This window comes from Microvirga tunisiensis (genome assembly GCF_009296175.1).
Classification (GTDB): Bacteria; Pseudomonadota; Alphaproteobacteria; order Rhizobiales; family Beijerinckiaceae; genus Microvirga; species Microvirga tunisiensis.
This window is the reverse complement of the sequence record NZ_VOSK01000007.1, coordinates 21,931-35,975: the sequence shown is the minus strand read 5'-3', so window position 1 is coordinate 35,975 and position 14,045 is coordinate 21,931. Positions and strand designations below refer to the sequence as shown.

Below are 14,045 nucleotides of genomic sequence, written 5' to 3'. Positions count from 1 at the left end.
CTTCCATTACGGGTGGGTTATCTCGGCGAGCTTGGCGAGTTCGACATTGGCGCCGCACAGGAGCACGCCAACCCGCTCGCCCGAACGGGGTTTATAGGCCCCCGAGATCAGCGCCGCCAGTGCCGCCGCGCCACCGGGCTCGGACGCGACGCGATAGTCTCGCCAGAGCAGCCTCTGCGCATCGCGGATCGCCGTGTCGGTGACGAGCGCCACGTGATCGACGGTTTCGCGGCAAATGGAATAGACCAGATCGCCCGTGTTCTTCGCGCCGAGCGAATCGGCGGCGACGGAATCGACCTCCACGTCCACAGGCCGCCCGGCCTCGAGGGAGGCGTGAAGCGCCCGCGATCCTTCCGGCTCGACACCCACCACCCTCACGCGGCCGGCCCACCAGCTCGACACGCCGCTGATGAGCCCACCGCCGCCCACCGCGACGAGAACGGTATCGAGGGCTGGGGCATCCTGCTCCCATTCGAGCGCCGCCGTGCCCTGTCCGATCACGGTGCTCTCGGCGCTGAAGGGATGGATGCGCAGGGCGCCGCTCTCGGCCACATAGAGGTCGCAGGCGGCTTGGGCATCCGCATAACGCGCGCCGCCGATCACCACCTCGGCCCCGTGCGAGCGAATGACGGCGATCTTGGCCGGGCTCGAGATCTCCGGCACGAAGATGCGCGCTCTCACACCCAGCTGCTTCGCCGCATAGGCCACGGCCGCGCCGTGATTGCCCCCGGACGCGGCCGCAACGCCGGCTGCCGGGACCTCCTTCGACAGCAGAGTGTTGAAGGCACCGCGGGTCTTGAACGAGCCCGCATGCTGCAGGAATTCCAGCTTCAGGCTCACCGGCCCGTCATGGCCGAAGGCGTTTCCCAAGTTCAGAACCGGTGTGCGGCGGATATGAGGGGCGATGCGGGCAAGAGCCGCTTCGATATCGGTGCGGGTGATGGGCATGGTTGAACCTTGGGGCAACATGCGGAGCGTCCAGATGGCGACCGGAAGGCCGTGCGCATCACGGCCGGGCGGATCGGGAAAGGATTGTCCCCCACCTCTCGCGAGATCCAGCGCCACGGTCAACCCCGCAAGCGCATCGAGCAGGTCGTCGGCCGCGGCGCCTCGAGGAGGGGAAGCCTCGATGAGGGCCTCGGGAAGAAGCCCGGAGCGCCTGAGAAGCTCGCGACGAAGCGCCATGCCGGGCCCGTAGGGTGTTCCCTTCGCCTTCTTCGGCTGGCCGAGCGCCTGGCCTCCGTTCAATGCCCAGAAGGCGAGTTCAGGATGCACCTCGTAAACGCGCGGTATCAGATCGGGCCGCGCCCGCAACAAGGCATCGATCTCGCGGATCTTCGGGAAGATGGCAAAACCCTGCCGCGACACCTTTCGTGACGGATCGGAGGTGGCGGCGGCGATCGTGCAGGCGTCCGCGTAGTCGATTGCTTCCACGGCGCGGCGCGAGGGAATGGCGAAGACGGAGGATTGCCGTTCGCCGAGCAGGGGACGAATCAGCTGCTCCGGCAGGCGGCCCGATCCTTCAGTCCGGTCGGGCAGGCCGATGGGCATGTCGACCGCGATGACCGCAGGCTGCTCCGGCGCATCGGCGATGGCTTCCAGCGCCCGGACCGTCACGACACGCTGGGCGTTCGGATCGTCCACCCGCATGAGCACCGCGATCCACCCGGCCCGGCAGCCGTCGACTCCTGCAACCCACATCCTTCGGCATCTCCTTTGCTGACACTCCCGAGAGCATTACAACCGATCGGTCACCTAGGGAAAAAGCCATGATTCCGATTCGCCCGCGCCGCAGCGCCCTCTACATGCCCGGCTCCAATGCCCGTGCCATCGAGAAGGCGACGACGCTGGCGGCCGATGTGGTGATCTTCGACCTGGAGGATGCGGTGGCGCCCGACACGAAGGCGCAGGCGCGCGAGCAGGTCTGCGCGGCCGTGGAGGCGGGGGGCTACGGCCTGCGGGAACTGGTGATTCGCATCAATGCGCTCGAAACGCCCTGGGGCGAGGCGGATCTCGCGGCCGCCATCGCGGCCGCTCCCGATGCGATCCTCGTGCCGAAGGTTTCCTCTGCGGAAACGCTCGCGGCGGTGGGCCTGCGCCTGCGCAAGCTCGGAGCCGCGGAGCGCACCAAGATCTGGGCGATGATCGAGACGCCGCTCGCCATTCTCCGAGCGGAGAACATCGCCAGCGCAGCTCGTGACGTCGACACGCGGCTGGCCTGCTTCGTCATGGGCACCAACGATCTCGCCAAGGACACCCGCGCCCGCCTGCTGCCGGGCCGCGCGGCGATGCTGCCCTGGCTGATGACGGCGCTCGCCGCCGCGCGGGCGCACGGCATCGACATTCTCGACGGGGTCTACAACAACCTGTCCGACGCGGACGGCTTTCGCACAGAGTGCGAGCAGGGGCGCGATTGCGGGTTCGACGGCAAGACTCTGATCCATCCCGATCAGATCGCGGCTGCCAATGAGATTTATGCACCGTCACAGCAAGAGATCGAGAGCGCCCGTGCCATTGTCGCGGCCTTCGAACGGCCGGAGAATGCAGGCAAGGGCGCGATCAGCCTCAACGGCCGCATGGTCGAGCGACTTCATGCCGAGATGGCGAAGCGGACATTGGCGTTGGCCGAGGCGATTGCAGAACAGGCGCCGTGAAGGTCATCCCGGGCCGGGGCGCGGAATATGGGGGTTGTTCGCTGGAGCCTCCTCGTCATGGCCGGCCTGTCCCGGCCATCCCGATTCACAAAGGCGCTGCGCTCTGCTCGATCGGGATCACCGGCACAAGGCCGGTGATGACACGAGAAAAGGGCGATGTCCGCTGCTGCGAGAACCCGGACCGCCTGAGGCGTTCGGAATGCCTCTGAAATCGCTCAATCGGCCAATTGCCTGGCCTCTTCGGGCAGCATGATCGGGATGCCGTCGCGGATCGGGTAGGCGAGCTTGGCGCGTCGGCTGATCAGCTCCTGTCGGACCGCATCGTATTCGAGGGTTTCCTTGGTGAGCGGGCAGACGAGAAGCTCCAGGAGCTTGGGGTCGATCCGCGTCGCCTCCACGGGCTGGGGCGTCTCGCTTTGAGTCGTATCCGGAACCATCGTCGTCATTCCTATTGCAGGGTCGAGTCGGAGCCGGCACCGCCGCGGGCGAGCTCGATCTCGGTCAGCGCGATGAGCACCTCCGCGCGGCTTTTCAGATTGGGCGCTTCGAGCAGCGCCTGCTTCTCGCGCACGCCGAAGGGGCTCATCATGCAGAGCGCATTGACGAGGGCCTCGTTGGGAGCCTCCTCGATGCCGCGCCAGTCGACCTTCACATGCACCGCGTTGACGAAATCGCGCAGGGCCTTCACCACACCGGCGCGATCCACGTCGTTCTCGCCGAAGCGGGCGGTGAAGTCGTTGGCAAACGGCTCGAACCTCACCCGGCACTGGCGGAACAGGTTGACCGGCGGCAGCTCCTCCTCGATGCGGAAGCGTGCGATGCCGATGAGCGTGATCAGATAGCGCCCGTCGCCGGTCTCGGCGAGCTGAGTGATGCGGCCGGCGCAGCCGACCCGATAGAGCTTCGGCACATTCGCCAGGGGATCGTTGTCCGCATCGGGCTGCACCATGCCGATGATGCGGTTGGTTTTCAGCACCTCATCGACCATCGCAAGGTAACGTGGCTCGAAGATGTTGAGGGGCATCTGCCCCCGCGGCAGGAGGAGGGCGCCAGGGAGCGGGAAAACGGGAATGACCGACGGGCAATCCTCCGGCCCTCGGTATACCGCGTTCATTCCCATTCCGATCTCCCAAACCGTCGGGCGTCAAGAGAACAGGAGCGAGGAGAGCCTCCGCCGCCCTGCCAGCGTCATCGCATCCATCGGCCCCCAGGCCTCGAAGAACTGGACGAGCTGCTTGCGCGCGCCATCATCGTTCCAATTGCGGTCGCGGCGGACGATTTCAAGGAGGTGGTTGGCAGCTTCTTCGCGCCGTCCGCGGGCGTTCAGCCCCACCGCCAGATCGAAGCGGGCCTGATGGTCCGTGGGGTCGGTCTCGACCCTGCGCTGGAGATCCGCCAGGTCGCCGAGAGAGCCTGCCTGCTCGGCGAGCTCGATCGCCGCCCGAGCGCCGGCGAGAGCCGGATCGTTGGCTTTGGCTTCGGGCGCCATGGCGAGGAAGCGCTTGGCGCCCTCCAGATCGCTCACCTCCACATGCAGTTTCACGAGCGCGGCCAACGCCACGACGTTCTCCGGGTCCTGGGCAAGGACGGCGGAATAGAGCTCGGCCGCCCCGCCGATATCGCCCTCGGTAAACAGGCGGTCGGCCTCGGCCAGGATCTCCTCGGCCGCGTTGGGGCCGAGCGGACCGACCAGGCGCTCGATGAAGCTCTTGATCTGGCTTTCGGGCAGGGCGCCCATGAAGCCATCCACCGGCTGGCCGCGCTGGAAGGCGAAGACGGCCGGGATCGACTGCACGCCGAGCTGGCCCGCGATCTGCGGATGCTCGTCGATGTTCATTTTCACGAGCTTCACCTTGCCGCCGGCGGCACGCACGGCCTTCTCCAGAATCGGGGTGAGCTGCTTGCAGGGCTCGCACCAGGGAGCCCAGAAATCGACCAGCACAGGCTGCTGCATGGATTCGGCGAGCACGTCCTGGCGGAAATTCGCCGTGGTGGTGTCCTTCACGAGATCGTCGGAGGAGGTTCCGGGGACAGGGGTATCGGACAGCATGCGATCCTCGAAAGGTGAGAGTCGTGAGAAAGACGCTCCTTAAATGGGAGCTTAAGCGTTGTCTGGCAATTCCACCGGCGGCTCCGGGAGGCGCAGAATGAGCGGATCGTGCCCCGTGGCCCGCAGGAATGTCACCAGATCCTCCCGTGACACGCCGGTGGTCATAGAATTGACCAGGGGGTGAAAATTCACCCGCTCATGCTCCATGAGATTGGCGTCGAGCACCATCGTGACCCTGCCTTCACTATCGTTCACCACTGCGAAGGCGGTGACCGAACCGGGCTCGACCCCGAGCAGGGCACGCAGCTGCTCGGCGGAGCCGAAGGAGAGGCGGCCGGAGGCGCCGATGGCCTCATGCGTGCGCTTGAGATCGATGGCGGTGTCGTGCTTGGCGGAAATCAGGAAGTAGCGGCCCTTCTTGTCCTTCACGAACAGGTTCTTGGAATGGGCGCCCGGAACCTGCTCCTTGACGGATTTCGATTCGGCCACCGTGAAGACGGGCTCGTGCTCCACCGTCTCGGCCCTGATGCCGAGCGAGGACAGACGATCCAGGAGTTCCTGCGGAGACAGATGGGCCAAGATGATCCTCCATATGCACTCGGCTTCTAGCGACCGGATGAAGCAGGCTCAAGGGTCTGCTGAAAAACTTCTGCAGGACCCACTTGCAAAGCGAGCCGTTTTGGGGCACATCAACGGCCTCGCAACGATGCCTCGCGCATCGCGGAGCGCGGGTGTAGCTCAGGGGTAGAGCACAACCTTGCCAAGGTTGGGGTCGAGGGTTCGAATCCCTTCGCCCGCTCCAATTTCTCTCACAATCGAGAGTTTTACGAAGGCCCGCCGCTTGGCGGGCTTTTCGTTTTCTCAAGCTCCTCCGAAAAGCCGATCCGACGCTCAATCCCTTCTGCGGCGCATCGTTGATGCGAAAAACCGGGCCCCTTTTCCGCACGATGAGCGCGGCCGCCGGCTTGGGCCTCGCCTCCCCGTAGCTTCGAGCGTATATCTCGGCCAAACGGGAGAAAACACATGGCGGACGCGCGGCACCTGGGCATCTTGAAGGAACTCGAGCGCAAGGTGCTCTGGCTCTCCACCTGGACGATTCATAACGCCAATCACCTGCGTTCCAACGAAGACGGGTTGAAGATCGGCGGCCATCAGGCCTCTTCGGCTTCCCTCTCCACGATCCTGACCGCGCTCTACTTCTCGGTGCTGCGGCCGGAGGACCGGGTGGCGGTGAAGCCCCATGCCAGCCCGATCTACCACGCGATCCAGTACCTCTTCGGCCGCCAGACACGTGAGAAGCTGGAGAATTTCCGCGGCTACAAGGGCGCGCAATCCTATCCGTCCCGCACCAAGGACATCGACGATGTGGATTTCTCCACCGGCTCGGTGGGCCTCGGCGTCGCACAGACCCTCTTTGCCAGCCTCGTGCAGGATTACGTGAAGGCGCACGGCTGGGCGAAGGACATGCCCGAAGGCCGCATGATCTCGCTCGTGGGCGATGCGGAGATGGACGAGGGCAACATCTTCGAGGCGCTGCTCGAGGGCTGGAAGCACGGCATCCGCAATACGTGGTGGATCATCGACTACAACCGCCAGAGCCTCGACGCCGTGATCCGCGAGGGATTGTGGGAGCGCTTCGAGGCGCTGTTCCGCAATTTCGGCTGGGACGTGGTGATCCTCAAGCATGGCGCTCTGATGCAGGAGGCGTTCAAGGAGCCCGGCGGCGAACGCTTGCGCGACTGGATCGATTCCTGCCCGAACCAGCTCTATTCGGCCCTGACCTACCAGGGCGGGGCTGCCTGGAGGAAGCGTCTCCTCGACGATCTCGGCGATCAGGGTCCGGTGACGCGCCTGATCGAGAAGCGCTCGGACGAGGAGCTGGCGCAGCTCATGTCCAATCTCGGCGGGCACGACCTGCCGAGCCTGCTCGACGCCTTCGAGAAAGCGCGCCGGCATGACCGCCCTGTTTGCTTCCTCGCCTATACGATCAAGGGCTTCGGCCTGCCGCTCGCCGGCCACAAGGACAACCATTCCGGCATGCTGACGCCGACCCAGATGGAGGCTTGGCGCGCCACCCAAGGCGTACGCGCAGGGCACGAATGGGACAAGTTCGAGAGTTTGAAGCTCCCGCAGGCTGAGATCGAGCGATTCCTGAAGGAAATCCCGTTCATCCAGAAGGGCACCCGGCGCTACTCCGCGCCGCAGGTGCCGGTCCCCGAGAAGCTCGCCTTCCCGGCCAATCCAGCCATGTCGACCCAGCAGGGGTTCGGCTTCATCCTCAACGAACTCGCCCGCTCCGACCACGCGCTCGCCTCGCGCGTGGTCACCACGGCGCCGGACGTGACCGTCTCGACCAATCTCGGCACCTGGGTGAACCGACGTGGATTGTTCGCCCGCGAGAGTCTCGTCGACACCTTCAAGAAGGAGCGGATTCCCTCGACCTACAATTGGGAATTCTCGCCGAAGGGCCAGCATATCGAACTCGGCATTGCCGAGATGAACCTCTTCATCGTGCTCGCGGCGCTCGGCCTCTCGCATTCGCTCTTCGGGGAGCGGATCCTGCCCATCGGCACCCTCTACGATCCGTTCATCTACCGCGGCGCCGATGCGCTGAACTATGCCTGCTACCAGGATGCCCGCTTCATGATCGTCGCAACGCCCTCGGGCGTGACGCTGGCGCCTGAGGGCGGCGCACATCAGTCCATCGGCACGCCGCTCGTCGGCATGGCGCAGGACGGGCTCGCCTCCTTCGAGCCCGCTTTCGTCGACGAGCTTGCCGTGATCATGCGCTGGGCCTTCGACTACATGCAGCGCAACGGGGAGGGCGAGGCGGACGAGAATACCTGGCTGCGCGACGAGACCGGCGGCTCGGTCTATCTGCGCCTGTCGACCCGCAGCCTCGAACAGCCGCAGCGTGAGATGACCCTGGACCTCGCCTCAGACATTCGGGCCGGCGCCTATTGGCTGCGAAAGCCCGGCCCCAATGCCCAGGTGGTCGTCGCCTATACGGGTGCGGTCGCGCCGGAGGCCATCGAGGCCGTCGGACTCATGGCCGAGGACCGGCGCGACATCGGCCTGCTCGCCATCACCTCGGCCGACCGGCTCAATGCCGGTTGGACGGCGGCGCAGCGCGCCCGCGAGCGCGGGCTTGTCCATGCGCGGTCCCATGTGGAGCGCCTGCTCGCCGACGTGCCGCCCCATTGCGGGCTGATCACGGTGATCGACGGTCATCCTGCGACGCTCGCCTGGATGGGCTCCGTCATGGGCCACCGCACGCGCTCGTTGGGCGTCGAGCATTTCGGCCAGACGGGCACGATCAAGGACCTTTACCGCCATTTCGGCATCGACGCGCAAGGCATTATCTCAGCCGCCGAGATGATCGCGCCCGGCCGGCCGATCCGGCATCTCAAGGCCGTGTGAAACGCGGCGGGGCCTTTAAGCCTGCCCTGCCCGCAAAGCTACCGTTGCGACGCCGGCACCGATCAGAAGGCTGCCGCCGGTTCGGTTGATCACGCGCATCGTCCGCGGGCTCTGCACCATGCTGCGCGCCCGCGACGCGATGAGGGCATAGGTGATGACGTTCGCGAAGGCGAGGATCAGGAAGGTTGCTGCAAAGAGGCTGACCTGCGGCAGGAGCGCGAGCTTCGGATCGATGAACTGCGGCAGGAAGGCGATGAAGAAGGTCAGGCCCTTCGGATTGAGCGCCGTGACGAGCCAGGCATGGCTCAGCATCTTCAGGGCCGACGCAGCATCCATGCGCGGCTTGGCATCGAGGGCTCCGCCGGCCCGCCAGAGCTTGATGCCGAGCCAGATCAGATAGGTGGCGCCTGCCCACTTGAGGATTGTGAACAGCGTGGCCGAGGCGGCGAGCAGCGCCCCGAGGCCGAGAAGCGATAATGTCATGGCGGTGAAATCGCCCAGCGCGACGCCGATGGCCATGGGCAGGGCGGTCCGCCAGCCCTGTCCGAGGGCGTAGGAAACGACCAGCAGGATGGTCGGTCCCGGAATGACGAGCAGCACGGCGGAGGCAGCCGTGAAGGCGAGCCAGGTCTCGAGGGTCATAGCATTTCCTGTTCGATGGTCCGGTCATGCAGCCATGGATTCGGGCCCGTGTCGAGAGGAGGAGTGCGCTTGTCCGAAAGCGGCAAAGCGGCGCTGGTGGCATTCGAGCCCTGCACAGGATTTGCCGCCGGGGGGCTTTGCGTGCTAACCGCGAGCCCTTCGGCACGAGAATCTCAAGACAGAGCATGGCCCGTCAAAGCCTCCTTCGAGGCGACACCCTTCCCTTGATCGTCCGCCTGTGGCGGGACTGGATGCGTCCGCACGCGAGGACGCTCGCCCTGGTGCTCCTGCTCGTGACCCTGGTGTCGGGCGCGACAGGGCTCTACCCGGTGCTGATCAAGGCGGCCTTCGACGCCTTCGACGCCAAGGACGCGCAGGCCATCATGCTGGCGCCGCTCTTCGTGATTGCGGTCACCTCCGTGAAGGGCTTTTCGCTCTTGGCTCTGACGGTCCTCACCAACAAGGTGGTGACGCGGATTGAGGCCGACATGCAGACGGCACTCTACGGCCACCTGATCGAGGCCGATCTCGCCCAGATCGGGCGCGAGAGCCCGGCCGCCCTGACTCAGCGCTTCACCACGGATTTCGCATTCATCCGCGAGGCGCTCACCCGTCTCTCGACGGTGTTCCTGCGCGAGATCACAACCATCATCGCCCTGGTCGCGGCGATGCTCTGGATCGACCCGGTCCTGACCCTGGTGGCGGCCGTCATCGCGCCCTTCTTCGCCTATCCGGTGAACAAGATCGGCCGGAAGCTGCGCCGCGTCGCCGTCTCGACCCAGGAGCAGACGGGCCTGATGGCAAGCCTCATCACCGAGAGCCTGGCTGGAACCCGCATCGCCAAGACCTATGGGCTCGAGCGCTATCTCAAGACCAAGGCCGCCAGAACCTTCGACAATGTGCGCGACCTCAAGATGAAGGCCGCCAATGCGCGCGGGCGCATGGATCCTATCCTCGAGACCGGCGGCGGCCTCGCCGTTGCCCTCGTGCTCATGCTGATCGGCCGCAGGATCCTGTCCGGCAACAGCACGATCGGCGACTTCACCGGCTTCGTCAGCGCCCTTGTCATGGCGGCGCAGCCGATTCGGGCGCTCGGGAACCTGAACGCCATCGTGCAGGAGGCGGCGGCGGCTCTCCATCGTACCTTCACCATCATGGACGAGGCGCCCCGGATCCAGGACAAGCCCGGAGCCAAGCCGCTCATGCTCGAAGGCGGCGAGATCGTATTTTCGGATCTCACCTTCTCCTACGACGGCGAGGCCGTGGCGCTCGACCGCGTCGATCTGGTGGCCAAGGCCGGCCAGACCACGGCCCTGGTGGGCCGCTCCGGCTCGGGCAAATCGACCCTCCTGTCGCTTGTGCCGCGCCTCTATGACGTCAACCAGGGCGCCGTCTTGATCGACGGGCAGGACGTGCGGGACGTGACCCTGCCCAGCCTGCGCCGCGCCGTTGCGGTCGTGAGCCAGGACGTGATCCTCTTCGACGACACCATCCGGGCCAACATCGCCTTCGGCCGCTCGGATGCGTCCGAGGAAGACATCGTTGCTGCGGCCAAAGCGGCAGCGGCCCATGACTTCATCCTGAAGCAGCCGGAAGGCTACGACACGGTGGTCGGCCCCGGTGGCGGACGCCTGTCGGGCGGCGAGCGCCAGCGCATCTCGCTCGCCCGCGCCTTCCTGAAGGATGCCCCGATCCTGCTGCTCGACGAGGCGACCAGCGCCCTCGATTCGGAATCGGAGCGCCTGGTGCAGGATGCCATCCGTCGCCTCATGAAGGGCCGCACCACCCTCGTCATCGCCCACCGCCTCTCGACCGTGCGCAATGCGGAGAAGATCGTGGTGATGGAGAACGGGCGGGTTGCCGAGACGGGGTCGCACGAGGCTCTGATTGCGAAGAGAGGCACCTACGCCCGCCTGCACCGCCTGCAGCTCTCCGACGACGGAGAGCACAACCTCGTGGCGTCTTAAACTCTGCGAACAGCCTTCAGAGCCTCACCCCAAGGAAGGAAGCGTCTCGAAGGGCGAGGCGTCTCCAGGGGGCGCTGGATCCTCCTTCGAGACGCGGACTACGTCTGCTCCCCAGGATGAGGTTCGAGAAGGTGACCGGGCTAGGCCACCGTCGCTGCGGCCTATTCGCGCCGTATGATCCTGTCGATCAGGAGGCTCGACCAGAAGCTCGGGCGGAAGTTCCGCTCCAGGGCCTCGGCATCGTATTGCGTCTCGATCCAGGTGAGGAACGGGATGCCCTTGGCCTCGCCCTCTCGGCGGTAAAGATCGAAGAATTCATCGAGGATGCCCGTCTTCGAGAAGCGGAAATGGCCGAAGCGCACGGAGAGCTGGCGCTGAGCCTCATCGATGGATCTGCCTTCGAAGACGACAAGGTAGAGAGCTGCGACAAAGCCCGCCCGATCTGCGCCCGACTTGCAGTGCAGGACGGCCGGGTATTCGATCTTGTCGAAGAATGCCTTTGCGGACAGCAGCGTTTGCCGGTCCGGCGCCCCGCGGGACCGGACGATAAACTCCTCCAGATGGATGCCGAGCCGCTCGCAAGTCTCCTTCTGGAGCTGCCACGAGCCGTGCTCGCGACCGCCGCGCAGATTGATGATGGTGCGCACGCCCTCGCCTTTAAGGGCGGCAATCTGATGCGGAGCGGGTTGGGCCGAGCGCCACAGGCGGTCGGTCACCCGGTGCTTGTTCAGGTAGAAGAGGCGGAAGACCCCATGATCGACGAGCAGCATGTTCGCCCAGGCGCGCAGGCGACCGGGCAGCCCCTCCACGGGCCTGTCCCAGCGCGCGATGCGAGCCATGCGGCGGGCATAGCGGATTTCAGGCTTGAGAAACCTGTTGAACACGTCGATCCAAGCAATCTGTCTAAATGTAAGATAATTCGGGTTGCGACCGAAGGCGGCCCTTATCGGCGATGGGAACCGATTAATCAATCGCTTGCCCCTTAAGTAGTTGCCGCAGGTAAAATTCCGACGCTTGGGCCGAAACGGGTCCTCAGAGATGCAACCAATCGGTTGCCGCCCTGCAGCCGGTCGTGTAAGGGGTGCGTTTCGAAACAACCCTCCTCGACGAAAAGAGCGGCTGGACACCGGGCCTTGAGAGCTTGCCGGCGCTGGATCGTTGAGATCAACAAGCAGTTCAGGAGAGCGGCGTCATGTCGTCCACCTTCGAGACCGTCGCCGGCATCATTTCAGAGACCGCCGATATCCCGCGCGAGCAGATCACGCCCGAGAGCCATGCCATCGAGGATCTGGGCATCGACTCCCTGGCCTTCCTCGATATCGCCTTTGCCATCGACAAGGCCTTCGGGATCAAGCTGCCGCTGGAGCAGTGGACGCAGGAAGTGAACGAGGGCAAGGCACCTGCCGAGGAGTACTTCGTCCTGAAGAATCTCGTGGCGCGCATTGACGCACTCGTGGCCGCCAAGCAGGCCTAAAGACAAATCATCCCGGCGGGCCGGCCGATTGAAGCCGGCTCGAAGAGGCGATCCATCAGCGCTCCGCCTCATGGATTCTCTTCCCATCGAAACCGCCGGGAGCCTAACGCATCGTGCGGAACCAGAGGCCCGCGTCAGCGAAAAGTGGACCCGGTTTTCCGCATCAAAGATGCGCCAGTTTAAAATGAGCATCGGACCCAAAGGTGCAATCCACTTTTGGGTCCGATGCTCTAGAGGGTACGAGATCCGGATGCGCCTCGAATATTTTGAAATGATCGACCGGGTGACGAGCCTCGACCGCAACACCAAGCGGATCGAGGTATCCTCCACCGTGCCGATGGAAAGCACGGTTTTCGAAGGACATTTCCCCGGCCATCCCCTCGTCCCCGGCGTCCTTTTGACCGAAACCATGGCCCAGGCCTCCGGCTATCTCGTGCTCGGCCTCATGGGCTTCACCCACATGCCGTTCCTGATGGGCGTCGACAAGGCGCGCTTTCGCACCTTCGTCGGACCGGGTACGGTGCTCACCGTCACGGCACAGCTGGAACATGAAGGCTCGGGCTACGCGGTGACCAAGGCCAGGATCACGGCCGAGGGCAAGCCGATCTGCGATGCGGAGCTGCGCTTCCGGATCATGCCCTTCCCCGAAGGCATGGACGGCCTGATGCGTGCGCAAGCCAAGCGCATCGGCCTCCTGGAGGAGGCGGTTTGATGCGGGATGTCATCATTACGGGGATCGGCCTGGTCTCCAGTGCCGGAGAGGGCCTGGAGGCGCATCTGACAGCGCTTGCGGGCGGCGGTGCTCCGAACACGGACACCACCACCTTCGAACCCTTCCCGGTCCATCGGATCACGGCTCTGGAATGGGACCGGCAGATCCCGAAAAAGTCCGACCAGCGCCAGATGGAGGCATGGCAGAAGCTCGGCTGCTATGCCGCAGGCCTCGCCCTCGACGCGGCCGGTGCGAAGGAGGATGCGGCCCTGAAAGGCCGCATGCAGCTCATCGTCTCCGCCGGCGGCGGCGAGCGGGATTATGCGGTCGACGGGCAGATCCTCACCGGGCTGCGGCAGGCCGAAAACCCGGGCGTCTTCCTCAACGAGCGCCTGATGGGCGACCTGCGCCCGACCCTGTTTCTCGCGCAGCTCTCGAACCTCCTGGCGGGCAACATCTCCATCGTCCACGGCGTGACGGGAGCCTCGCGCACCTTCATGGGTGAGGAATCGAGCGGCGCTGATGCGATCCGCATCGCCCGCGAGCGCATCGCCTCGGGGCAGGACGACATCTTCCTCGTCGGCGGCGCCTACAATGCCGAGCGGGCCGACGTGCTCCTGATCTATGAGATGGGCGGCTTCCTCTGGAAGAAGCCCTACCGTCCGGTCTGGGAACGCCCCGCCGATGGCGGCGGCATGATCCTCGGGTCCGGCGCCTGCTTCATGGTGCTCGAATCCCGCGAGCACGCGGCATCGCGCGGCGTAAAGCCGCTCGCCGCTATCGCGGGCATCGCTTCGGACCGCTCCCGCCGCAAGGCAGGCAGCATCGTGGGGGCGCTCCATGCCCTGTCGAAGCAGCTCGGCGCGAAGCCCGATGTGGTGCTGTCGGGCGCCACCGGCATCAAGGGCCTCACGGACGAGGAGCAGGCGGCGCTCAAGGACATCGCGCCGGGTGCAGCGGTTCACGCCACTGGCGATCTCGTCGGCCATACGATGGAGGCGCAGGCTCCCACAGGCGTCGCGCTGGCCGCTGGCCTGATTGCACAAGGAAACGCAGGCGAGGCGCTCGTCACCTCCGTCGGCCATTGGCGCGGCGAGGGCGCCATCCGGCTCACCAAGGCTTGAGG

Annotated in this window: 13 protein-coding genes and 1 tRNA gene; 7 read left to right on the top strand and 7 right to left on the bottom strand. The window is 65.4% G+C overall.

Annotated elements, in window-relative coordinates; translation table 11 throughout:
* Positions 1–6 precede the first annotated feature (6 nt).
* Positions 7–1,701: a serine/threonine dehydratase gene (locus tag FS320_RS50160; RefSeq protein ID WP_338105286.1), complete on the bottom strand. Its 1,695-nt coding sequence runs from the start codon at positions 1,699–1,701 to the stop codon at positions 7–9.
* A gap of 68 nt (positions 1,702–1,769) precedes the next feature.
* Between FS320_RS50160 and FS320_RS04395 the strand changes: the two genes are divergently transcribed.
* Positions 1,770–2,654 (top strand): HpcH/HpaI aldolase/citrate lyase family protein, encoded by an 885-nt coding sequence (locus FS320_RS04395; protein ID WP_152709657.1) that lies wholly within the window; start codon positions 1,770–1,772, stop codon positions 2,652–2,654.
* 215 nt (positions 2,655–2,869) lie between these two features.
* Here FS320_RS04395 and FS320_RS04390 read toward each other — a convergent pair whose 3' ends face one another.
* From FS320_RS04390 to FS320_RS04375, 4 genes are read right to left on the bottom strand one after another with little or no spacing between them, the layout of a single operon-like run.
* Complete coding sequence (locus FS320_RS04390; protein WP_152709655.1) at positions 2,870–3,091, bottom strand: Trm112 family protein; 222 nt, start codon at positions 3,089–3,091, stop codon at positions 2,870–2,872.
* 11 nt (positions 3,092–3,102) lie between these two features.
* Positions 3,103–3,774, bottom strand: coding sequence for an LON peptidase substrate-binding domain-containing protein (locus FS320_RS04385; protein ID WP_152709652.1), 672 nt, complete (start codon positions 3,772–3,774; stop codon positions 3,103–3,105).
* 24 nt (positions 3,775–3,798) lie between these two features.
* Positions 3,799–4,704 (bottom strand): thioredoxin, encoded by a 906-nt coding sequence (gene trxA / locus FS320_RS04380; protein ID WP_152709650.1) that lies wholly within the window; start codon positions 4,702–4,704, stop codon positions 3,799–3,801.
* A gap of 51 nt (positions 4,705–4,755) precedes the next feature.
* The gene (locus tag FS320_RS04375) at positions 4,756–5,283 is read right to left on the bottom strand and encodes a prolyl-tRNA synthetase associated domain-containing protein (protein WP_152709648.1); all 528 of its coding nucleotides are present in this window, start codon (positions 5,281–5,283) and stop codon (positions 4,756–4,758) included.
* Positions 5,284–5,431: 148 nt separating this feature from the next.
* Between FS320_RS04375 and FS320_RS04370 the strand changes: the two genes are divergently transcribed.
* Positions 5,432–5,506, top strand: a tRNA-Gly gene (locus FS320_RS04370).
* A 221-nt stretch (positions 5,507–5,727) separates the two neighbouring features.
* The gene (locus tag FS320_RS04365; RefSeq protein WP_152709646.1) at positions 5,728–8,124 is read left to right on the top strand and encodes a transketolase-like TK C-terminal-containing protein; all 2,397 of its coding nucleotides are present in this window, start codon (positions 5,728–5,730) and stop codon (positions 8,122–8,124) included.
* A 15-nt stretch (positions 8,125–8,139) separates the two neighbouring features.
* Here the strand turns inward: FS320_RS04365 and FS320_RS04360 are convergent, their stop codons facing one another.
* A complete protein-coding gene (locus FS320_RS04360; protein WP_152709644.1) occupies positions 8,140–8,766 on the bottom strand; it encodes a LysE family translocator in 627 nt (208 codons plus the stop codon).
* Between the two features lie 185 nt (positions 8,767–8,951).
* Here FS320_RS04360 and FS320_RS04355 point away from each other — a divergent pair, with 185 nt between their 5' ends.
* Entirely contained in the window at positions 8,952–10,733 is a 1,782-nt protein-coding gene (locus FS320_RS04355; protein WP_152709641.1) for an ABC transporter ATP-binding protein, read from the top strand.
* A gap of 161 nt (positions 10,734–10,894) precedes the next feature.
* On the opposite strand, the gene FS320_RS04350 is transcribed toward FS320_RS04355, so the two are convergent.
* Positions 10,895–11,617, bottom strand: a complete 723-nt coding sequence (locus FS320_RS04350) for a fused DSP-PTPase phosphatase/NAD kinase-like protein (protein ID WP_162002821.1) — start codon at positions 11,615–11,617, stop codon at positions 10,895–10,897.
* Between the two features lie 308 nt (positions 11,618–11,925).
* Between FS320_RS04350 and FS320_RS04345 the strand changes: the two genes are divergently transcribed.
* The 3 genes from FS320_RS04345 (at position 11,926) to FS320_RS04335 (ending at position 14,043) form a co-directional block, all read left to right on the top strand.
* Entirely contained in the window at positions 11,926–12,207 is a 282-nt protein-coding gene (locus FS320_RS04345; protein ID WP_009490841.1) for an acyl carrier protein, read from the top strand.
* Positions 12,208–12,457: 250 nt separating this feature from the next.
* A complete protein-coding gene (locus FS320_RS04340) occupies positions 12,458–12,919 on the top strand; it encodes a 3-hydroxyacyl-ACP dehydratase FabZ family protein (protein ID WP_152709639.1) in 462 nt (153 codons plus the stop codon).
* Positions 12,919–14,043, top strand: a complete 1,125-nt coding sequence (locus FS320_RS04335) for a beta-ketoacyl-ACP synthase (protein WP_152709637.1) — start codon at positions 12,919–12,921, stop codon at positions 14,041–14,043. Before FS320_RS04340 ends, FS320_RS04335 begins: the two co-directional genes overlap by 1 nt.
* Positions 14,044–14,045: the final 2 nt, after the last annotated feature.

Excerpts from the sequence above, each read along its gene's own strand:
- FS320_RS50160 (WP_338105286.1), bottom strand. The coding sequence starts at position 1,701 with ATGTGGGTTGCAGGAGTCGACGGCTGCCGGGCCGGGTGGATCGCGGTG.
- FS320_RS04395 (WP_152709657.1), top strand. The coding sequence starts at position 1,770 with ATGATTCCGATTCGCCCGCGCCGCAGCGCCCTCTACATGCCCGGCTCC.
- FS320_RS04390 (WP_152709655.1), bottom strand. The coding sequence starts at position 3,091 with ATGGTTCCGGATACGACTCAAAGCGAGACGCCCCAGCCCGTGGAGGCG.
- FS320_RS04385 (WP_152709652.1), bottom strand. The coding sequence starts at position 3,774 with ATGGGAATGAACGCGGTATACCGAGGGCCGGAGGATTGCCCGTCGGTC.
- trxA (WP_152709650.1), bottom strand. The coding sequence starts at position 4,704 with ATGCTGTCCGATACCCCTGTCCCCGGAACCTCCTCCGACGATCTCGTG.
- FS320_RS04365 (WP_152709646.1), top strand. The coding sequence starts at position 5,728 with ATGGCGGACGCGCGGCACCTGGGCATCTTGAAGGAACTCGAGCGCAAG.
- FS320_RS04360 (WP_152709644.1), bottom strand. The coding sequence starts at position 8,766 with ATGACCCTCGAGACCTGGCTCGCCTTCACGGCTGCCTCCGCCGTGCTG.
- FS320_RS04355 (WP_152709641.1), top strand. The coding sequence starts at position 8,952 with ATGGCCCGTCAAAGCCTCCTTCGAGGCGACACCCTTCCCTTGATCGTC.
- FS320_RS04345 (WP_009490841.1), top strand. The coding sequence starts at position 11,926 with ATGTCGTCCACCTTCGAGACCGTCGCCGGCATCATTTCAGAGACCGCC.
- FS320_RS04340 (WP_152709639.1), top strand. The coding sequence starts at position 12,458 with ATGCGCCTCGAATATTTTGAAATGATCGACCGGGTGACGAGCCTCGAC.
- FS320_RS04335 (WP_152709637.1), top strand. The coding sequence starts at position 12,919 with ATGCGGGATGTCATCATTACGGGGATCGGCCTGGTCTCCAGTGCCGGA.